Raw genomic sequence first — 19633 nt, 5'->3', positions numbered from 1 at the left:
TAGCCGTTTGCGGGCATGTTCGGTGTTCTGGGCATACCAGGCGTCAATGTCGCTCTGGCGGCAAGAGGCGAGCGTGCGGTCGCGCTTGTCGAGCCAGGTGAGGAACGATGTCGCGTATTCGATCTGATCGGCAGCGTCGCGGCGGACACTCGGCGTGATGTTGCTCCGCTCGGCGCGGTCTCGAAGAGCGGGAAGGACGCGCCAGGTTGCGAACAGTTGGATCGTCTTGATGTGCAAGGGGTTGGTGACGCTGGCCAGGTGGCCGGGGAGCCGGCGTTGGAAGGAGCAGATGTATTTGTCGACGGCGGGTAGGACACCGCTGGCCATCAGGAGTTCTTCCAGGTGAGCGATGGTCCGCCAGGGCTGGAGTTCGTGGAAGGCGTCGTGGGTGAGCGGGATCTGACCGCGAGCGAGCTGGTTCACAAGAGCCGACGCGTTTCCCGGATGGTTGCGGCGCATCGCCAGCCAGGCCAGCCCGCTGCCGGGCCGTTCCATCGCCACGAGCAGGTCGAACAGCGGCGTAAGCTCCGGGCGGATGCGGCCGGTGCATCGTCCAGGACGGCGGTGAGCCGGTCGCTGAGGGTGCAGCGTTCGCAGAGCCGCCCACCCAGGAGCTTGCCTTCGCAGCCGCAGCGGGAGCAGTTGAATGTCTGGGAGAAGCCCGCGCAGGTGGTGCAGATTGCGGCGCCGTCGCAGCTTCGACGTCCAGGCGCGCGGGCCTGGCCGCATTCGAGACAGGTGCCCCGGGTTCGGAGCGCGCGATCGGCGCAGGTCCGGCAGATGTAGCCGTCCGGCCAACGTCCGGATTTGGGTCCGCAGCGACCGCAGCGGCAGCACTCGGCGTGCCACCGCTCGTGCTGCTTCTCGCTTGCGTAGGTGCGGGTCATGCGTCGGGGAGGATGCGCGCCCGCCGTGGCCGGAGCTTCTCGACTCCGGCGGGCGGGGTGGGCAGGTCGCTGGTGGCGGTCTTGCGGACGCCGGCGTTCTCGGCGGTGGTGGCGACCAGGTCGGCCGGGGTGCAGGAGAGGATGTCGCAGAGCGCGGACATCACCTGCAGCGATAGCCGCTCGGGAGCGCCGGAGACTAGTACTACAGTCATGTTTTGTGATCTATAGCTGGATCTTGTTGTGCCGGAGCCAGCGTTTCCAGTAGTGGCTGCTGCGAGCGCCGGCTTGGTGGGCGCGGCGGTGGTGTGACCACGCCAGGGCGCGTTGAAGAATCTGGCTGATTGGATCGGTGACGGCGCTGGTCAGATGTGCCAGGAGACGGCGGATCTCGGCTGGGCTGAGGGGGACCAGGCCGCTCGGGCTTTTGGGGCGTTGGCGGCGGTGACAGCGAGGTAGGCGTGGGCGAGCATGGCCAAGGTGATGTGGCGGTGCCAGCCGTCGTAGCGGCGGACCTGGTACTGGTCCAGGCCGACTTCGTTCTTGGCGCTCTGGAAGCACTCCTCGATGGCCCAGCGGGTGCCGGCGACGCGAACGAGTTGGTCCAGCGCGGTGCCCGCGGGTCCGAAGCACAGGTAGAAGGCCAGTTCCAGCTCGCCGTGGTCGTTGGGAGTGAGGCTGCGGCGAACCAGCAGCCACCGCTGGAAGCCGCCGGACCCGCCAAGGTGATCGTCGGCGTGGGGCGGCAGGGTCGCCATCGCCCAGTCGTACAACCTTGGCCCCTTGGCCCCATCACCCGCCGACAGACGTTTCCACGCCTGCTCAGGCGCATCCGCGGTCACCGCGTCAGCTCGTGAGCCGGTGTTGCCGTAGCCGATGCCGGTGCCGACCGACTGGTTCTTGGGTACGGCGACCACATACCCGACCTTGCGTTTCTCCAGGTAAAGACGGAACTTGTGATCCTGGCCGTAGGCCTCGTCCGCAGTCACCCACGAGGCGGGCACCCCACCTTCCAGCGCCCGGCCCAGCATGGCTGTGGCCAGCGCCGGCTTGGTGGCGAACGGCACGCTGTCAGGGATACTGGCCTGAGCGCATCGCTCCCGATCCCCGGTCCAGGACTTCGGCAGGTACAACTCGGCATCCAGCAACGCCCGCCCACGCGGTGTCGCGTACGCGAGAAACACCCCGAGCTGGCAGTTCTCCACCCGGCCGGCCGTCCCTGAATACTGCCGCTGCACCCCGGCCGACCGGGTGCCCTTCTTGACGAACCCGGTCTCGTCCACGATCAGCACCCCGGCCGGATCCCCAAGCTGCTCGACCACGTAACCACGCAGGTCAACACGGACATCCCGGGGATCCCACCGCACATTGTTCAGCAGTCGCTGCATCCGATGAGGCTGGGCATCGCCTGCGGCCTCGGCCAGTTGCCAGCCGTTCTTACGCTCTACCGGCGCCAGCAGCCCGACCAGATACGCCCGCGCCTGACGACGCGGCTCTACCCGGCCGAAGCGGCTGGCGACCCGCGCGAACAGTTCATCCAGCCCGGCCGCCCACGACTGGAGATCCTCAGACGTCACCACATCCGACACGAACGCGACTATAGATCACAAAACATGACTGTAGTACTAGGCGGTGTATTTGGGATGCCGACAGGTCGATGCCGCGCTCGCGCAGCAGCGGCACGAGCTCGGTGGCCGTGTAGATGCGCTGATCGGCCATGATCTCGCGCAGCCTCCAGGTGTAGCCGACTTTGCGTTTCATGATTCTCTCCCCGGCTGAGTCTTGAGCGCGGCCGCGATGGTGGCGTCCAGGTGCCGACGCAAGGTGCGGGTGCGGAAGTCGGAGCTGACGCAGGTGTAGATCGAGGTCGTGCTTGCATGCTCGTGTCCGACCTGCTCTTGGACGAAGCGCGGATCCCAGCCGTCCTCGATCAGGTGGGTACTGGCGGGCCAGGGCGCGGCGCCCGGTCGCGTCCACGCCGTCCAGGTGCCGCTGGGAAGAGGAGTGGCGCTCCCAGCGGCCGTAGTGGCGGACCACGATCGAAGTGAATCCTTCGGTTAGCTCGACCAGCCGGGCAGCGCGGAGACGAAGCGGGCCACCTGCTCGGGGGTGCCGTGCGCCTGGAGGGTGAACGCGTCGAGCTGGACGGTCTGCACGTCGTAGGCGGCAGCGAACCGGCGGGTGGCGGCGGCGCGGGCCTCGGCCTTGCCCGTGGCGCGGGGGAAGGTGAAGCGCGCCGAGGCGCGGCCGAGCTGGTCGACGCGGATGGTGTCGGCGGTGACGTACGTGGCGCGGCGGCGGGCTTCGCGTTCGGCCTTCTCCGCGCGGCGCGTTTACGTTGCTGCCATCCTGGCCTGACAAAGCACCTGGGCCACGGCCGGTCCCGGACGAGGTCTACGCGCCGACCGTGGGCGAGTTTCTCCCCGGGTTCGCCGCGCTCCCGCCGTCCGCATTCGGGGATTCGGCCGTCGGGGCCGATGCGATCGACGGTATCTGGGCCGCGCCTGAGTCCCGGCTGGCCGAGCTGGAGAAGTCAGCTCAGCGTGGCCGCCTTGCGCAGCAGCACTGAGCGTTCGCGCTGGTTGGCGCACAGCCGGGCCGCCAGCTCCAGCTCGGCGCGCGCTTCTGGTCGCCGTCCGAGTCGGGCCAGCAGCTCACCGCGTACGGTCGGGATCAGATGTGAACCGGGGAGCCGGTCCGAGGCGATCAGCTCGTCCACGATGGCCAGGGCTTGCGCCGGGCCCGAGGCCATGGCGACGGCGACGGCCCGGTTGAGCTCGACCACGGGCGAGGGTGCGACCCTGCCGAGTGCCTCGTAGAGCACCACGATCCGGTCCCAGTCGGTCGCCTCGACCGAGGGCGCCGACGCGTGGGTGGCGGCGATCGCGGCCTGCAGGCCGTAGGGGCCGAGGCCGCGAGTCGATGCCTTGGCCAGCGCGGCCAGCCCACGGCGGATCGCCGAGAAGTCCCACCGCCGCCGGTCCTGCTCGTCGAGCAGGACCGGCGAACCGTCCGGGCCGGTCCGGGCCGGGAAACGCGCGGCCGTCAGCTCGCACAACGCCAGCAGGCCGTGCACCTCCGGCTCGTCCGGCTGCAGCGCGGCCAGCGTGCGGGCCAGCCGGATCGCCTCGTACGCGACGTCGGGGCGCAGCAGCCGGTCGCCCGACGTGGCCGTCGACCCCTCGGTGAAGATCACGTAGAGGACGCTGAGCACGCCGCCCAGCCGCTCCCGGCGCTCGGCGGCCGGCGGCAGCTCGAACGGCACCCCGGCCGCTGCGATCGTCTTCTTGCCCCGGGTGATGCGGGCCTGCACGGTCGGCACGGGTACGAGGAACGCGCGGGCGATCTCCTCGCTGGACAGGCCGCCGACCACGCGCAGGGTCAGCGCCACCCGGGCCTCGGGGGAGAGCACCGGGTGGCAGCTGACGAACATCAGCGCCAGCACGTCGTCATCGATCCTGTCGGGATCGATTTCTTCGTCAACTGCCAAGTCGGCCGCCAGCAGGGCGTATCGGTCCTGGAGGGCGGTCCGGCGGCGGATCGCGTCGATCGCCCGCCGCCGGGCCGTGGCCATCAGCCAGCCGGCCGGATTCGCCGGAGAGGCGAGCGGCCACGACACCAGCGCCTCGGCCACCGCCTCCTGGGCCGCGTCCTCGGCCAGCCCGAAATCGCCGGTGAACCGGGTCAGTGCGGCGACGATCCGCGCCGACTCGATCCGCCAGACGGCCTCGACATCGGCCGTACCCATCAGATCTGGCCGTTGCTCTCGCGCCCGGCCCAGTCCTTGATGATCACTCGTCGACCTGCGGGACCTCGTCGCTCCCAGGCACCCGCCGGACCTCGATCTTGGACCCGGGGGCCGCCGGGACCCGCTTGGCCCACTCGACCGCCTCCTGTTTCGAGGCGACGTCGAGCAGGAAGAAGCCCCCGAACAGTTCCTTGGTCTCGCCGTACGGCCCGTCCGTGACCACCGGGGCCTCGCCGCTGAAGTCGACCACGACGCCCTGACCCGGATCGTCCAGCCCTTCCGCCGCGAGGAGAACGCCGGCCTTGACCATCTCCTCGATGAACTGGCGGGTCGTGGCCATCATCTCGTCGATGTTGGCCATCATGGCCGCGTTCGACTCGTCGGTGCCCCGCATGATCAGCAGGTACTTCGGCATCGCGTTCTCCTCGTCCGGCGGGGCCGCCTCTCGGCCCTCGCACCCACACGTCGAACGAGCGGCCCGCGGATCGACACGGCCCCGGAGAAATCTCTCGCCGCGACGCAGCCGATCCTTCCGCGTTTCGCCTGTCAGCGCGGCCCATGAGCGATGGCTGACGCGGACGCCCTGCTGATCAGCAAGCTTATCGTCGCATCTTTGGAAGGCGGCGACGCTCACACAGATCTGGGGAAAGCATTCGGGACGCGCTCAGTGACTTCTTTCCGCTACCGGGCTGAAGAGAGGGCGACGGGAATCTTTAGCGGCGTTCCGCCTGCGGCGCACTCTCATGCCGCAGACAACGAGCGGCCGGCCTCCCACGGTTCGTCACTATGCGTGAGCGGAGATCCGTTCGACGCCGGACGCGGCCGTCGCAACCGGCGTGGCGCCGAAACTCACGAACATCGAGAGCGGCGAGATCTCGCTGGCGCCCGAACTCAGCGACATCTGGCGCCGGAACTCACGAACAAAACCAGGCGAGCATCTGGTCGAGCTCGACCAGGCCGTGCAGGGCGGAGAGGTTCAGCACGCGGCCGCCGTCGTGGGTGAGTGCGTCGGCGGCGCGGCGGGCCGCGCGGTGGTAGGAGCCGGTGTAAAGCTCGCCGGCGGGCACGGGGACAGCCCCTTGGGCGCCAAGGGGAAGCTCCAGCTGCGCCTGGAGAGCGCTGGAGTGCGGGATCCGGGTGCCGCGCCGACGAGCAGGCGCTCCGGCAGGCGCTGTTGAAGGCTGGCCGTAAGGCGGTCGCCCCCTGGCCGCCGCCCAGGGTCTTGGCCATATCCCAGGAATGCGGATCGTGACGCCTTCCTGCGCGTCGTGCGGATGCTGTCGGAGCTGTCGCGCGAAGACATCATCGGGCCACGGTGAGGGATCCGGTGGGGAAGAGTTCGTCAGGCCGAGGAGAGGCCTTCCTCGATCTCCGCCGTCCGCTCCCGCCCGGAGGGTCCGGCTGGCTCACTCCCGCCGGGCCTGCGGAGTGCGGCAAGCGCGATGGCCGCGGTGACGGCGGCGATCACGGCGCAGACCACACCGATGGCGTTCAGTCCACTGGTGTAGGCGTCCCGCGCCGCGGCCAGCACCTTGGCGGCGGCCTCGACGGGCAGGTGCTGAGCCGCCACGATCGCGTTCTCGAGACCGCCGCCGACAGCCTGCGAAACGTCGGCGGGCAGGCCATCCGGGACGGTGACCACGCCGCGGTAGACGGCGGTGCCCAGGCTGCCGAGGACGGCGATGCCGAGCGAGGCGCCGAGGTCACCGCTGATGGAGGAGAGCGCGGCCGCGGAGCCGGCCTTCTGCGGCGGGGCGGAGCCGACGACCAGGTTGGTGCCCAGCGCGCCGATGGGGCCGCCCCCGAGGAAGGCGGCCACGAAACCGGTGACGAGCAGCGGCATGCCGCCCACCGGGTCGACGAAGACGATCAGCAGATAGCCGGCCATGCTGACGAGCAGGCCCAGCCCGATGACAGCGGAGAGCGGGAAGCGCTTGGCCAGGGCTGGGGCGAGCTGCGCGGCGACGATCGAGGCGACCGCGGACGGCACCATCCACAGCCCCGCCGCCATCGGCGACAGTCCCTCCACCATCTGGAAGAACCCGGTGATGAAGAGGTAGCTGCCGCCGGTGGCGATCATGGAGACCAGCAGGATCACCAATGCCGCGGTGAAGGCGCCGGTGCGAAAGAGCCCGAGGTCGAGCAGCGGGTGGGTGAGTTTGCGCTGCCGCGAGACGAACAGCGCGCCGACGGCCGTGCCCACGACGACGGCGGCGAGGGGCAACGGTTCCCAGCCATGGCGGGCGAGCTCCTTGAGCCCGTAGACGATCGGCAGGATGGCCGCCAGCGACAGGACGACGCTGAACAGGTCGAGCTTGCCGCCGTCGGGGTCCTTGTACTCGGGCAGCAGGATCGGCGCGGCGACCAGCAGCATCAGCATGACGGGCACGCCCAGCAGGAACACCGAGCCCCACCAGAAGAACTCGAGCAGGGTGCCGCCGATCACCGGGCCGAGCGCGGTGCCCGCCATGAAGCAGCTGGCCCACACGGCGATGGCACGGCCGCGCTGGTGCGGGTGGTGGAACATGTTGCCGATCAGGGCGAGGGTGGACGGCATCAGCGTGGCGGCCGCGATCCCGAGCATGGCACGGGTGGCGATGAGCATCTCCGCGCTGGACGAGTAGGCGGCCAGCAGCGAGGTGAGGCCGACGGCGACGGCGCCGATCATCAACAGCTTGCGGCGGCCGATCCGGTCGCCCAGCGTGCCCATGGTGACCAGGAAGCCGGCGATCAGGAAGCCGTAGATGTCCATGATCCACAACGTCTGGGTTCCGGTGGGGCTCAGCGCCTCCACGAGGTGCGGCAGGGCGAGGAACAGAACGCTCTGGTCGAGAGAGATCAGCAGGGTGGGCAGGGCCAGCACGGCGAGCCCCGCCCACTCCCTGGCCCCGGCCTTCGCGGCGTTGGCAGACATGGGTTTCCTTCGTGGATCGGTGGGATGGGTCTTGGACGTACGCGGCGACCGCGGCCGGAGCCGGGGTGCGGGTGGGGGTGGCCGTGGGCTCAGCCCACCATCAGGGTGGTGATGGCCGGCCCGAAGGCGGCGCCGAGCAGGTAGGCGAGGTTGAACAGGCCGATGGCCGCCGGCTGCTGCGCTTCGGGAACGGCCGCGCGAGCGCGGTTCGCGAACACTCCCTGACCTGAGGCGGCGGCCAGCGAGGCGAGCGCCTGGGCGGACAGCAGCGCCATCGGGGTGACGCTCAGGGCGGCCGTCACTGCCGCGGTTCCCGCCAGCACCAGGAAGAGCACGACCGGGAAGAGGAGGGGCCTGCGCTCGATCATCGCGATCACCAGGTACGAGGCGAGCCCGCCGAACAGCAGCGGCCAGGTGATGGCCAGCCCGACCTGCCCGCTGCTCCAGCCGGCGTTCCCTGTCAGCAACGGCGGCAGCGCGTATATCAACCCGAAGTTGACCACCGCCAGCACGAACGCCGATCCCGCCGCGATCAGGAAGGCCGGAGCTCGGACGACACCCAAGGGGACGAAACCGTCGGGTCTGGCGCGCAGGCGCAGTGCCAGCAGCGTCCCGGCGATCACCGCCGCGCCCACGCCCGCCTGCCAGGAGTGCGGGATGAACACCAGCGCCGTGACCAGAGCCGTCAGCAGCATCATGCCGGTCGGATCGAGACGCTTGCCGGACACCGGCGTGACCGGTCGGCTGCGCAGCACGAAGGGCACCCCGGCCACGCTGAGCACGGGCAGGGCCAGCGCGGCCCGCCAGCCCAGATGATCGGACACGACGTCACCGATCAGCGGGGCGGCGGCGCCGATCGTCGCCAGCGAGGCCGTGACCAGCCCCATCGCGCGGGGCGAGCCGGTGAGGCTCATCGCGATCGTGGTGAGCCCTGCGGTGCCGAGTCCCTGGAGCGCGCTGCCGGCCACGAGGAACGGCAGGGCAGAGGTGGTCATCACCATGACCGCGCCCAGGAGCACCAGCGCCGCGGCGGTCAGCAGCGCCACGCGTGCACCGCGACGGTTCTGCAGGCCTGCCAGCAGCGGGGTGCCGACCGCGATGGCCCACCCGAACGCGGTGACCGTCCAGGTCACCGCCCCGATGGTGAGGGCGAGCCCGCGAGCGGCGTGGGGCAGGACCAGTGTCGGCCCGGCGATGCCGAATGACATCGGGCCTGCGATCAGCGCCAGCAATACTGCCGGGACGCCGCCGCCCGTGGTGGCGCGCCCATCGTGCGTGGCCGCGCTCACCGGCAGGTCGCGGGATCGGTCGGCCGGTACGGCAGGCGGTCCGCCGTTCGGCGCGCCCGGACGGCCGGTGCGGTGATCGGCGGTGAGGGAGTCGCCGCTCATCGGGCGTCCGCCCTTGCCAGCGTCGGGTAGTCGGTGTAGCCGCGGTGGTCGCCGCCGTAGAAGGTGGCGGGGTCCGCTGTGCCGTACGGTCCACCTGCCTCGACGCGGGCGGCCAGATCGGGATTGGCCAGCCAGAGTTGCCCGAACGAGATCGCGTCGGCGAGCCCCGCACGTAGCGCCTCCACCCCCTCCTGCACGGTCGCGGGCTCCGCTCCGCTCCTCGGGTGCGGGTTGAGCACGAGGCTGCCAGGCCATTCGGCGCGCAGCAGCTGGGTGATGCCGCGCGTGTCGTTCTCCGAGACGTGCAGGTACGCCAGGCCGTACGGCGCCAGCGCCCGCGCCAGCTCGCGGTAGAGGATCTCGGAGTCGCTCTCCTTCATGCCGTTGTACGTGATCCCCGGTGAGACACGGATCCCGGTGCGAGCCGGGCCGATGGCGTCGCTGACCGCCTGCACCACCTCCACGGCGAACCGGATGCGTCGCTGCACCGACCCGCCGTATGCGTCGGCGCGCCGGTTGGTGTTGTCCGACAGGAACTGGTGAATGAGATGGCCGCTGGCGCCGTGCAGCTCCACCCCGTCGAACCCCGCGTCCATCGCGTATCGGGCCGCGGTCACGAATTCCTCGATGGCGCAGGCGATGTCGTCCATGGTCATGTGGCGCGGAGTGGGATGCTCCAGCAAACCCTGCGGCGTGTAGAGGCATTCCCCGGAGGGGATGGGTGACGGCGCCAGCGGCAGCTCGCCGTGGGGGTAGAGGCAGGGGTGGCCGATCCGGCCCGCGTGCATGAGCTGGACGAAGATACGGCCACCGCGACGGTGTACTTCGTCGGTGACCGTTCGCCAGGCCGCCGTCTGCTCCGGCGAGTGGAGCCCGGGGGCGTCGATGTAGCCCTGCCCCAGCACGCAGGGGTGGGTGCCCTCTGTGATGATCAGTCCCGCGCCGGCACGCTGGCCGTAATACTCCGCCGTCAGCTTGTCCACCAGACCGCCGCGAGCACGGCTTCGGGTCATCGGAGCCATGATGAGGCGGTTGGGCAGATCCAGGTGGCCCACGGTCACCGGCTTCAGGAGTTCGCTCAAGGCTTCCTCGCATGTCGTGTGGTCATTTCCGCTGGTCCGAGGCTAGGAAGCGGCGAATACGGGCCGAATCGGTAATGTTTCGGTATTACGTACGGTGTCCGGTATGCGTATCGACGGGGCGGGGAGCTTGGTTGCTGTACGGCAGGGAAGGTGAACGAGCCGAGATTCGGGCCCTCGTCGATGCGGCGCGAGACGGCCGGAGCGGCGGCCTGGTCGTCCGGGGGGAGCCCGGGATCGGCAAGTCGGCGCTGCTTGCCTGGGCTGCCGAGTACGCGACAGGGTTGGGGCTGCGCACGCTGTCGGTGACCGGCATCGAGGCCGAGGCCGACCTCGCCTTCGCCGGACTCGTGCAGCTTCTCTGGCCGGTGCAGGACAGGCTCGGCGCTCTGCCCGGGCCGCAGGCCGACATGTTGCGGGCCGTGCTCGCGCCTGGGCAGGCGCGAGGGCCGGGTGCGCAGGACAGGTTCCTGTCGGGGCTGGCCGTACTGACCCTCCTGGCCGACGTCGCCGACGAAGGGCCGCTGCTGTTACTGGTGGACGACGCGCACTGGCTGGACCAGGCGACCGCCGACGCGTTGCTCTTCGCCGCTCGCAGGCTGTCCGCCGAAGGGGTCGCGCTGCTGTTCGCCGCGCGGGAGGAGGGCTTCGTCGCGGCCGGCCTTCCGGAGCTGCGGCCGTCGCGCCTGTCCACCGAGGACGCGTCCTTACTGCTGGCGGACCGCGGGCTCGCGCCTGCCTCGCGCGAGCAGGTGGTCGCCGAGGCGGCGGGTAACCCGCTGGCGCTCATCGAGTTCGCCGCCTCGCAGCGTCCCTACCATTCCGTGGCGGGGCCGATGCCGGTCCCCGACCGGGTGCTCGCCTCCTTCCGGTCACGGATCGGCATGCTGCCGGAGGAGACGCGCCTGATGATGCTCACGGTCGCCGCCGAGGGACGTGGGCATCTGCCGACGCTGCTGGGCGCGGCCGTCGCGCTGGGGGTCGGGGTGGAGGATCTGGAGGAGGCGGAGAAGGCCGGGCTAGTCGACGTCACCGGGAACGTTGTGACTTTTCGTCATCCCTTGATCGGTACCGCTACCTACCAGGGCGCTCCGCTGGCGCGCCGTATCGCTGTGCACCGGGCGCTGGCGGCGGTGGCGAGCGACGAGGACTGCCGGGCCCGGCATCTCGCCGCGGCGACGACGTCGGTGGACGAGCAGGTTTCCGACGAGATCGCCCGCGCGGCCGAGCGCGCCCGCGGTCGCACCGCGTACGCCGCCGCATCAGGGCTGTACGAGCAGGCCGCGCGGCTCAGCCCCGAGCCGCGGATGCAGGCGGCACGGCTCGGGGAGGCAGCGTGGCTGGCGCTGTCCGTCGGCCACGCGATCCGGGCCGTGAACCTCGTCGAGGAGGCCGAGCGGCTGGTGTATGACCCCGAGTCGCTGGCCGGGTTGGCGCCGGTGCGTGCGGCGGTGGAGTTCGAGGTGGGCGAGCGGCGACTGGCCGCACGTGAGCTGGTCGAGCGGTCGGCGTACGCGGCGCCGGAGCCGGCCGCGGCGATGCTGCGCGCCAGCGCCGGCTACGGCTGGTTCCACGGTGACCGCGAGGCGATCCTGGGCGCCGCCCAGCGGTTGCGGGAGATCGGGCGGCCCGACCCCATGGTGCTCGGGATGGCGGCTCTGGTGCAGGAGGACTACACGCGTGGCCTGCCGTTGCTGACGGACTTCGTCGCCCGTGCCGCCCGGCCCGGCGTGGGCCTTCCGGCCGGGACGGCAAGGCCGGAGACGTTTCAGGAGGGAACGATCCGTCTGGCCGGAGGTCTGACGAACTCGTGGGCCACGCTCTGCGCGATGATCCTCGGCGCTGACGAGGCCGCCGCCGAGCTGGCCGAGGCGGATGTGGCGCACTGCCGTCGTCACGGCCTGGTCGGTGCGCTGCCCCAAGTGCTCCAGGACCTGGCCGGCGTCCAGGTGGCGGCCGGACGGCATCGCGATGCCGAGGCGTCCATCGAAGAGGCCGCACGGCTGGCCCACGACACCGGGCTCGGGCAGCGGGTTCCGCAGCTCTACTCGGTGCTGGCAAAGATCCCTGCCATCGAGGGCGACGAGACTCGCTGCGTACGGCTGGCGAGCAGCGCGCCCGACACCGGCGGCATGGCAGGCACCGCCGCGCTGAGCCTGCTGGATCTGGGACTGGGCCGCTACGCCGCCGCGCTGGACCGGCTGGAGGCCGCCTCGCGCGGGCCGCTGAGGCACGCGGCGGGACTGCTCGCCGCGGCCGCCGATCAGGTGGAGGCGGCCGTTCGGCTGGGCGAGCCGGCGCGGGCCGCGGAGCCACTGCGCCGGCTGGAAGCGTGGGCGCGGGCCGCAGGGCAGCCGTGGGCGGAGGCCGTGACCAGCCGCTGCCGTGCCCTGGTAGGCGGCGGCGAGGCGGATTTCGTGCACGCGCTCGAGGCGCACAAGCGTGCGGACCGGCCGTTCGAGCAGGCGCGTACCGAGTTGCTGTACGGGGAGTGGCTCCGGCGGGCGAAGCGGCGCAGCGACGCGCGGGCACGGCTACGCTCCGCGCTGGCCGTCTTCGAGCGGCTGAACGCGGTGCCCTGGCTGGAACGGGCGCGAGCTGAACTGCACGCCACAGGCGAAACTCTGGCCCCGGCCGAGCCCGCCGCCGCGAACCTGCTGGATCGGCTCACCTCACAAGAACTGCAGGTGGTGCGGTTGGCGATGGAAGGGGCTTCCAGCCGGGACATCGCCGCGCAGCTCTTTCTCAGCCCTCGGACGATCGAGCACCACCTCTACCGGGCCTTCCGCAAGCTTGGCATTCGCTCACGCCGCGAGCTGGCCCGCCTCGACATCAGCTGACTTCGGCGTTCGCGCATGGAGCCGCAGCCGCGGTCACGTCCACGGACGTGGTGTATGAAGCGATCTTTGCTGGTGTTGTTGCTTCAGATGGACAGGTCCTCGCCCTGTTTGAGGGCGGCGACCTCGTAGGTCTCCTCCGAGGTGGCGTCCAGGAACCGGCTGAGTTCGTCGGGCCGGGTCTGGTAGAAGCCGTCGATGTGGAATCCGTCGTAGTGGATCGGCACCACGACCTTGGCTCCCAGCAGGCGCGCCGCCACGGCCGCCTGGTCGGTGTCGAGCGAGGCCGGATACGGGCTCGGGGGCTGGCAGTGCGGAAAGCACACGGTGGGTCCGTTGATGGGGGTGAGCACCGCGTCGAACGGCCCGAAGCGACGGGCGGCGCGCCACCAATAGCCGTGGAACATGCTGTCGCCCAGGTGCAGGACGCGCTTGCCGCCCGCCTCGACGGCCCAGGACACCTGCGGATCGCCGAGGGTATCGACGGCCGGTACCGCCGCGATCGTGAAGGGACCGATCGTCGTGGTCTCCCATAGGCCCATCGGTCGCCGGGCCAGATTCTGCTGGTCGAGCTCGCGGTCGGCCTTGAGCGTCCACAGGTTCTCGTGGTCGTCTCCGCAGAAGGACACCGGGTGCAGGACCTTGCCGTCGGGCCGCAGCGCCTGGGCCAGCGCCGCGGCATCGGTGTGATCCCGGTGCAGGTGCGTGCACAGCCCGGCGATCACGCCCCCCTGGGTGCGTTTCGGCGAATCTGCTGGCGCGGGCCGAGCGGGCGGGCAAGAGCGAGCAGCTGCGCACCTTCCCGAAGCTGCCTTCGGCGGCGCGCACGATGGCCTCGGCGATGGAGGTGCTGATGGACGCGCCGGAGGCCACCACCGATCGCCTGGTGCCGCTGGTGGAGGTATGGAAGGGAAATTGGCGGCCGCAGTGGAGAAAGTCGCGGCGTTCGTGACGGTCACCGACGACGACGCGGCGGCAGAGTGGCGATCCGAGCTGGTCAATCGCTACCGCACCGTGCAGGGGTTCATCGAGCCGCTGCTGACCACGATCCGGTTCCGGATGGTCGAGGCCGGCAGTCCAGTACTGGCGATGGTGCGCACCGCCGCGGTGATGGCCAAAGGCCGACGCCGCTACGGTCCCACCGACATCGCCGCCCACGAGGCCCTGTCACTGGGTCGTGGCGGCCGCTGGTCTACCGCAACCCAGACTTGCCCGAAGAGCAGATCGACAAGGCGGCGTTCACCTTGTGCGCGTTGATGCACCTGCACCAGGCACTGCGTCGGCGCGATGCGTTCGCTGAAGGCTCCGAGCGGTGGAGCGATCCGCGGGCCCGGCTGCTGGACGGCGAGGCGTGGCAGGCGGCGATGCCGCAGATCCTCACCTCGCTAGAGCTGGAGGCCGAACCGGCAGGGCATCTGGCCGAGCTCGCCGGCGCGCTGGAGGGCGCCTACACCCGGGTTCTGGACGGGCTGGGCGCCAACACCGCGGTGCAGTTCGTCGGCGGCCGCCTGCAGTTGGAGAAGCTCGGGCGACGCCCGGTCAGCGCATCGGCGCTGCCCCGGGGCTTACCCCGCACCGGCATCCCCGATAGACATCGAGGAGGGGCTGGCTCAGCTCGACGAGGCTGAGACCAAGCGGGCCGCCGAGTGGGAGTCGGTGCTACTGGTAGGCGATGCGGCAATTGTGGCCGCAGCCCGCACCTGGCACGAAGCGGTCTGGAACGTTGAGCTCTACGCCAAGGGCATGCGCAGTGACCCAGATGGTTGGGTCAGCGCCGTAGGCGCCATGAGCCGCGCCCGCGACGCCTTCTACACCAGCGCGCGCCGCGATCTCGGCATCGCCGGTCCGCCGCCGCCCTCCGGCCAGTGGCCCCGGCCATGGGAGATCGACGAGCCCGCCGGGCCAAGCGAGATCACCCCAGACAGTAGATAGGTCCGCCTGAGCTCACGCAACGGAACCCGCCCGTCGACGTCGACGACGCTGATCGTCGTGTCGGATGGCGCGCGATGACCGCCGCCTCGGTCAGTTCAGCCCATCCTGGCCGGGTCAGCGGCTCAGCGCGACCCGTCCATGCCACTTCCGGTGGCACCCCTGTCCCGCGGGGTCAGGCCGTGGTCGGGACGGAAGGTCGAGGAGGCGGGGAACGTGGTGTCCGTGCAGCCGCGGCGGGCGACGACGTGGGTGACGTAGGCGCGGAACACCTTCTCCAGCGCGGACGTCACCAGTTCGTCGTAGCCGGAGGCGATGGTCATCGTGTGGATCTGGGGTTCGCCGTGACAGCGGGACGACGCCCACCAGAGCGGCTGGTCACTGCGGCCCGCCTTGCCTGGTTCCGCGACGACCGGAGCCTCGTCGTAGTGAGTCCTTTTGAGCCGGACGTTGGCTACGTCCTGGCCGGCGTAGGTGTGAAAGGAGATCCACCACATGCCCGGATTTTCGGGGCGCAGGATGTCGTCGCGATCCGCGGCGTCAGCCCGCCAGAGATCGTCCGCGCGGGTGCTGCTGAGCACGAGGCCGCAGCGCTCGTCCCACAGTTTGTCGTCCGTGCGGCTTTCGAGGACCTGGTCCGGAAGCTGCTTGTGGCGCGCGAAGCCGGTTTTGCGGTACCAGGCGCAGGTGCCGTCCGCGCCGGCGACCGGAACGGGGCCTTGCGTCAGGGCAGGGATGTCCTCGGGTGGGTCGGGCAGGCGTTCGGCGCAGCCCAGGCGTTCGGCGAGGTTGTTGGCGGTGATCACGGCGATCTTGGCGAGCGTGTCGCGGTCGCGCGAGGTGAGCTGGCCGTTGTCGGCGAACGGTGGGCCGAGATTTTCCAGCGCGGCCCGCGCCCACAGCGATGTGATCGGCTGCCCGTTCGACGTGCCCCGCGGGCAGGGGAGGTCGACGGTGATGCTCGAGGCCGTGACCAAGCCCGCCATCCCGCCGCCGAGCGGTTCGCCGGGGTAGGTAGGGACGTAGCGGTTGACGAGGTTGTCACCCGGGACCTCGGGGGACATCTGTCCGTTCGAAGGCAGAACTCCCACCGCTCCCGTGAAGAAGAGCCTATGGCTGGTGGACGCGGGGTTTTCCGCACCCGCCTCGGGGCTGAAGATCGCGCAGTGCTCAGGCAGGCCGGCGTCGAGCTCGATCGTTTCCTCGTCGGCCGTCCGGTGAGAGATGGTGCTGCCCGCAGGGGACAGCGCGAGCACCAGCCCGGCCGGCACAAGGTCCGCGCAGGACTCGTTGATCTGCTGTCGGGCCTGCCAGTTCTGCCACAGCAGCGTGCCGCTCCATCCGATCGCCGCTACGGCGACCAGACACAGCAAAGCCTTGACAGACCTGCGGACCGCACCCGGGGCTGCCACCGCTTTTCCGATCTCATCGACGGCGTGCACCATTGGCGGGGGGTTCCGCACCATACCTTTCACCACCCAACTCATCCGCAGCGGAAATCCCTGCCCTGGTCGCCGAACTGCTCGGCCACGGCTCCCTCGAACCACCCGGCGTTACGCCCTGGCGGCCAACCGCGTGTTACCGCGTGCCCACTCCACTCGTCATGCGACGAGGTGAACACATCGGCAGGCTCCCGCGTGTTCTCGTGAACCTTGGGTGAGCCGTCCGAACGATCGACGCCCCGACCCTCGCAAACCGTCACCAACCAGCGCGAGCCTCAAGATTCTAACGACCGGCGATCAAGCCCGTGGCCAGACCGACGACCGTCCCGGGCCGCGCGGCGTCAACCTTCAGATCCTGTCCGGCATCTGCGCCGGCCTGCACCGGCCCAGCGGAGGCCCGACGCGCCGGGGCTCGCCGGAATGCAGGGGACGCAGGTGGGGCATGCCGGCTCCAGAAATGTGGCGGGAGATGAGCGCCATCGTAGATCACCCTGAAACGGGAAACGGCCCGCGCTGTGTGAGCGAGGCGGGCATACTGCCGCACGTGCTTGGCGGGAACTGGGTGTCGGCATCCGAAAGCGGCGGATGCGTCGAGGTTCGCCGCGATGGCGAGCGCATCCTGGTGCGCAACAGCCGCGACCCGGACGGGCCAGTGCTGGCATTCACGCCCGGCGAGTGGCGAGTATTCATCGGGGGCGTGCGCAGTGCCGCCCGACCCGCTCCTGCAGATGCGTCCTGACGGTGGCGACCATCTCGGCGGCGAACACCTTCTGCCAGTACCGGAAGTGCCGGCGGGCTCTGGCACGGCTATCGATGCCACCAGCTCACTGGTCGCCGCGCTGAAGGCCGGGTCGGCGGCCGCGCGGGCGTAGATCTCACGGCCGTACGTGTCATACAGCGTCTGCACCGCGAACGTCTCCAGCGGCCCAGGTGTTTTCTCCTGATCGGGCCCGTCGCCGTCTTGCCACCACGTTTGTAACCAAGATCCCATTTTGCTCATCCCAACATGATGCGCGCACCCTGCGGAGCATGGCAAGCACGCAGTGTAAAGGCTGCTGGTCAAGGCTCCTGTCGATCGCTGGGGGCCCGGCATCGAGCTGGCAGGCCGTCTGACCAGGCTGATCGGCGCCATCGGCGCCAGCGCCCGTGACGGAGGCTTGCTGTTCGGCCGCGCCGCGTTCGCCTATCAGCGGCTGCCGGCTCAGCGGAGGTCGGCGGGCTCCCCCTGAGACTGACACTCGGCCAGCACTCCAGTGACACTGTGAGATCATGACTGGATCTGCGCTGGTAGTGGGTGCCTTGTGACGGCGACGCCGGGTGGACCCGTACCGCTCGAATATTGAGTTACGTCTCCTGAGCTGCGGTGAAGCGGCGTGGTGGTCTTCGCTGATCACGCTTGCGACGACAGGCTTTCGACGGACGGATCGCCGGTGACGGAGCTCGGTCTCGTCCTGAACGGCTGGCGTTGTAGTGGCCTGGGGCCGTTGTTGCCGGGGCCTGGTTTAGTTGCGCCGGAACGGCGCCGGTGTACGCCCGCTGGTCGGTGAGTCCGCTGATCCCTCAGCGCCGTCACCAGCGCCCGCGCCACTTGTCGTTCATCGCGTTCCTCGTTCAGTTCGAGGATTCGGCGGGGGCCGGCGGCGTCCAGTTCCACAGCTTGCCGGTTTCCTTGCGTACGACCGACGCGGGCGCCCTGCGCATGCCCATGACCTGCATCTGGTAGATGAGCTTTGACCGCGACACCGCGATCTTGCCCTTCCTCCGGGCCATCGAAGCGATCATGTGCGTCCGGTCGAGCCTGGCCCGGTCGTAGGCGGCGAGATCGTCCGTAGTGGCTGCGAGCGTGGCCGCATCCTCGATCGCCTGGCACGCCCCCTGGCCCATGTCCGGCGTGACAGCATGCGCGGCGTCGCCCAGCAGGACGACCCGGCCGTGCACGTACGTGGACAGCCGGTCGAGATCGTTGATGTCGTTGTGCAGCACGGCCTCGCCAGGTGTCGCGTCGAGCAATTCTCCGACCTGCTTGTGCCAGCCCTGGACACGGCGCCGTACCTCGGCCAGGTTGTCGGTGTAGCGCACGCCGGGAGAGCCGGCGTGTACGCCGAGCGCCCAGTAGACGCGCTCGTTCCCGACTGGATGGGCCAGGAAGTAGGAGCCACGCCCGAACGTGAAGGTCCCGACCTCCGGCCACACTGATCCGGGGCGGGTGACGCCGCGCCAGGCCGTGTACTGGAAGCGGGGCGCGGGCGCGTCCGGCCAGAGTGTCTTGCGCACGGTGCTGTTGATGCCGTCCGCCCCCACCACGAGGTCGGCTTCGATCTCCTGCTCGCCCTGCTCCGTGCGGTAGCGGACGGTCGCGCTGGTCGCCGCCGTGCTCACCCCGGTGACGGTGGCGCCCGTGCGGACGATCTCGGCGGGAACCTGCTCGACCAGCAGACGGTGCAGATCGGCGCGGTGAAAGCAGGAAAGCGCGGTGTCGAGCTCGGGATCGAAGCGCCGCAGATACTCCCCGTCGGGCAGGAGCAGGTTGTAGGCCGCCTGCGACGGCGTGGCCGCGGCCCGGATCAGCGCGCCGATGCCGAGCGAGTCGAGCGCGCGTAGGGCGTTCGGGGCGATGGACAGCCCGGCGCCGACCTCGCCCAGTTCGGGCGCGCGCTCCAGCACCACGACGTCCCACCCGGCCCGTCGTAAAGCGATGGCGGCGGTGATCCCGCCGATGCCGCCCCCGGCCACAACCGCCGAACCCTTACGCATCTCGCTCCTCGCTCCTCTCGAATGTGAACGCGGTGGCCAGCCACGCGAAAGTCTGGTGCGCCGCCCGCAGCCGGGCCGCTCTGGCGCTGCCGGGCTCGAACATGTCCATGCCTTTGTGGGCGACGTCAGCGAAGGCGGCCAGCGTGGCGATCCGCTGCTTCATCACCATCGGCCAGGCGTCGTCGTCAATCCGGAAGTACGTCGTGCGCTCGCCCTGACCGGCTCGGCGGCGTACCAGGCCGGAGGCGGTGAGCAGGTTCATGTTCGTGGTCAGGGACGCGCGGCTGGCCCCGATCGCCTCGGCGATCTGCGTGGCCGACTGCTCGGCTGGATCGCACACCATCAGCCATCCCAGGATCCGGCCTGAGATGGGTGGGTGGCCGTACTGCTCGGCGAAGAACGTGGCCACCTCCTCCACCCATGCACGCAACTCGTCGTGCTCTGGCTCTGCCACTTTCCCATCTCCTCCAGCTAAAAGTAGCTTGCGCTGTCTTATGCTAGTTGAAGCTAGCATAAGAAGGTATGCCGCCGCTTGTGCAGCTCCTGCCCCGAAAGGGCGCGGAAGGGAAACAACGGGACCGCGATGACGCCCTGATCCGTGACATACGGCGAGGTGTGCGGATCCAAGGGCTTGCGTGCCGTCGGGTCGTGGCGG

At 70.1% G+C, this 19633-nt stretch carries 19 protein-coding genes and 1 pseudogene; 5 read left to right on the top strand and 15 right to left on the bottom strand.

From position 1 onward, the window contains the following. From ACWDLG_RS44580 to ACWDLG_RS44530, 11 genes and pseudogenes are all read right to left on the bottom strand, one after another. Positions 1-501, bottom strand: a 501-nt coding sequence (locus tag ACWDLG_RS44580) for a hypothetical protein (protein ID WP_449931659.1), incomplete at its 3' end; no start/stop codon positions are given. Between the two features lie 382 nt (positions 502-883). Continuing rightward, on the bottom strand, positions 884-1099 hold the full coding sequence (locus ACWDLG_RS44575; RefSeq protein ID WP_449931657.1) for a helix-turn-helix domain-containing protein: 216 nt from the start codon (positions 1097-1099) through the stop codon (positions 884-886). A 150-nt stretch (positions 1100-1249) separates the two neighbouring features. Next, positions 1250-2461 (bottom strand): IS701 family transposase, encoded by a 1212-nt coding sequence (locus tag ACWDLG_RS44570; RefSeq protein WP_449931663.1) that lies wholly within the window; start codon positions 2459-2461, stop codon positions 1250-1252. Then, the gene (locus ACWDLG_RS44565) at positions 2451-2645 is read right to left on the bottom strand and encodes a hypothetical protein (protein WP_449931655.1); all 195 of its coding nucleotides are present in this window, start codon (positions 2643-2645) and stop codon (positions 2451-2453) included. Before ACWDLG_RS44565 ends, ACWDLG_RS44570 begins: the two co-directional genes overlap by 11 nt. Next, positions 2642-2818 (bottom strand): tyrosine-type recombinase/integrase, encoded by a 177-nt coding sequence (locus tag ACWDLG_RS44560; protein WP_449931661.1) that lies wholly within the window; start codon positions 2816-2818, stop codon positions 2642-2644. Before ACWDLG_RS44560 ends, ACWDLG_RS44565 begins: the two co-directional genes overlap by 4 nt. A 599-nt stretch (positions 2819-3417) precedes the next feature. Further along, on the bottom strand, positions 3418-4632 hold the full coding sequence (locus ACWDLG_RS44555; protein WP_449931653.1) for an RNA polymerase sigma factor: 1215 nt from the start codon (positions 4630-4632) through the stop codon (positions 3418-3420). Further along, a pseudogene (locus ACWDLG_RS44550) lies at positions 4632-5047 on the bottom strand (YciI family protein). The gene ACWDLG_RS44555 and the pseudogene ACWDLG_RS44550 overlap by 1 nt, the downstream one beginning before the upstream one ends. 499 nt (positions 5048-5546) lie before the next feature. Next, a complete protein-coding gene (locus tag ACWDLG_RS44545) occupies positions 5547-5699 on the bottom strand; it encodes a hypothetical protein (protein WP_449931651.1) in 153 nt (50 codons plus the stop codon). A 275-nt stretch (positions 5700-5974) separates the two neighbouring features. Next, positions 5975-7546 carry an MFS transporter gene (locus ACWDLG_RS44540; RefSeq protein WP_449931649.1) on the bottom strand — a complete coding sequence of 524 codons (1572 nt, stop codon included), beginning with the start codon at positions 7544-7546 and terminating at the stop codon, positions 5975-5977. A gap of 89 nt (positions 7547-7635) precedes the next feature. Next, positions 7636-8937, bottom strand: coding sequence for an MFS transporter (locus tag ACWDLG_RS44535; protein ID WP_449931647.1), 1302 nt, complete (start codon positions 8935-8937; stop codon positions 7636-7638). Next, the gene (locus tag ACWDLG_RS44530; RefSeq protein ID WP_449931645.1) at positions 8934-10019 is read right to left on the bottom strand and encodes an alkene reductase; all 1086 of its coding nucleotides are present in this window, start codon (positions 10017-10019) and stop codon (positions 8934-8936) included. Before ACWDLG_RS44530 ends, ACWDLG_RS44535 begins: the two co-directional genes overlap by 4 nt. Before the next feature lie 11 nt (positions 10020-10030). On the opposite strand from ACWDLG_RS44530, the gene ACWDLG_RS44525 reads away from it, so the two are divergent. Next, positions 10031-12856: an ATP-binding protein gene (locus tag ACWDLG_RS44525; protein ID WP_449931643.1), complete on the top strand. Its 2826-nt coding sequence runs from the start codon at positions 10031-10033 to the stop codon at positions 12854-12856. A gap of 83 nt (positions 12857-12939) precedes the next feature. Here the strand turns inward: ACWDLG_RS44525 and ACWDLG_RS44520 are convergent, their stop codons facing one another. Further along, positions 12940-13812, bottom strand: coding sequence for an MBL fold metallo-hydrolase (locus ACWDLG_RS44520; protein ID WP_449931641.1), 873 nt, complete (start codon positions 13810-13812; stop codon positions 12940-12942). On the opposite strand from ACWDLG_RS44520, the gene ACWDLG_RS44515 reads away from it, so the two are divergent. The 3 genes from ACWDLG_RS44515 to ACWDLG_RS44505 are packed head-to-tail and all read left to right on the top strand — an operon-like array spanning position 13757 to position 14785. Further along, entirely contained in the window at positions 13757-14110 is a 354-nt protein-coding gene (locus ACWDLG_RS44515) for a hypothetical protein (RefSeq protein WP_449931665.1), read from the top strand. The genes ACWDLG_RS44520 and ACWDLG_RS44515 overlap by 56 nt on opposite strands. Continuing rightward, entirely contained in the window at positions 14062-14481 is a 420-nt protein-coding gene (locus ACWDLG_RS44510; RefSeq protein ID WP_449931639.1) for a hypothetical protein, read from the top strand. Before ACWDLG_RS44515 ends, ACWDLG_RS44510 begins: the two co-directional genes overlap by 49 nt. A gap of 28 nt (positions 14482-14509) precedes the next feature. Beyond that, entirely contained in the window at positions 14510-14785 is a 276-nt protein-coding gene (locus tag ACWDLG_RS44505; protein ID WP_449931637.1) for a hypothetical protein, read from the top strand. 122 nt (positions 14786-14907) lie between these two features. On the opposite strand, the gene ACWDLG_RS44500 is transcribed toward ACWDLG_RS44505, so the two are convergent. Continuing rightward, positions 14908-16227, bottom strand: coding sequence for a hypothetical protein (locus ACWDLG_RS44500; protein ID WP_449931635.1), 1320 nt, complete (start codon positions 16225-16227; stop codon positions 14908-14910). A gap of 466 nt (positions 16228-16693) precedes the next feature. On the opposite strand from ACWDLG_RS44500, the gene ACWDLG_RS44495 reads away from it, so the two are divergent. Further along, positions 16694-16963, top strand: coding sequence for a DUF397 domain-containing protein (locus ACWDLG_RS44495; RefSeq protein WP_449931633.1), 270 nt, complete (start codon positions 16694-16696; stop codon positions 16961-16963). Between the two features lie 872 nt (positions 16964-17835). On the opposite strand, the gene ACWDLG_RS44490 is transcribed toward ACWDLG_RS44495, so the two are convergent. Continuing rightward, positions 17836-18978, bottom strand: coding sequence for an FAD-dependent monooxygenase (locus tag ACWDLG_RS44490; RefSeq protein WP_449931631.1), 1143 nt, complete (start codon positions 18976-18978; stop codon positions 17836-17838). Next, positions 18971-19432, bottom strand: a complete 462-nt coding sequence (locus tag ACWDLG_RS44485; protein ID WP_449931629.1) for a GbsR/MarR family transcriptional regulator — start codon at positions 19430-19432, stop codon at positions 18971-18973. Before ACWDLG_RS44485 ends, ACWDLG_RS44490 begins: the two co-directional genes overlap by 8 nt. Between the last annotated feature and the right edge of the window lie 201 nt (positions 19433-19633).

It is taken from the genome of Nonomuraea sp. NPDC003727 (genome assembly GCF_053586935.1).
Note: the sequence above shows the minus strand (reverse complement) of the source record. Positions and strands in the feature narration are given on the sequence as shown.

Excerpts from the sequence above, each read along its gene's own strand:
- ACWDLG_RS44575 (WP_449931657.1), bottom strand. The coding sequence starts at position 1,099 with ATGACTGTAGTACTAGTCTCCGGCGCTCCCGAGCGGCTATCGCTGCAG.
- ACWDLG_RS44565 (WP_449931655.1), bottom strand. The coding sequence starts at position 2,645 with ATGAAACGCAAAGTCGGCTACACCTGGAGGCTGCGCGAGATCATGGCC.
- ACWDLG_RS44555 (WP_449931653.1), bottom strand. The coding sequence starts at position 4,632 with ATGGGTACGGCCGATGTCGAGGCCGTCTGGCGGATCGAGTCGGCGCGG.
- ACWDLG_RS44540 (WP_449931649.1), bottom strand. The coding sequence starts at position 7,546 with ATGTCTGCCAACGCCGCGAAGGCCGGGGCCAGGGAGTGGGCGGGGCTC.
- ACWDLG_RS44535 (WP_449931647.1), bottom strand. The coding sequence starts at position 8,937 with ATGAGCGGCGACTCCCTCACCGCCGATCACCGCACCGGCCGTCCGGGC.
- ACWDLG_RS44525 (WP_449931643.1), top strand. The coding sequence starts at position 10,031 with ATGTCGTGTGGTCATTTCCGCTGGTCCGAGGCTAGGAAGCGGCGAATA.
- ACWDLG_RS44515 (WP_449931665.1), top strand. The coding sequence starts at position 13,757 with ATGGAAGGGAAATTGGCGGCCGCAGTGGAGAAAGTCGCGGCGTTCGTG.
- ACWDLG_RS44500 (WP_449931635.1), bottom strand. The coding sequence starts at position 16,227 with ATGGTGCACGCCGTCGATGAGATCGGAAAAGCGGTGGCAGCCCCGGGT.
- ACWDLG_RS44495 (WP_449931633.1), top strand. The coding sequence starts at position 16,694 with ATGAGCGCCATCGTAGATCACCCTGAAACGGGAAACGGCCCGCGCTGT.
- ACWDLG_RS44490 (WP_449931631.1), bottom strand. The coding sequence starts at position 18,978 with ATGCGTAAGGGTTCGGCGGTTGTGGCCGGGGGCGGCATCGGCGGGATC.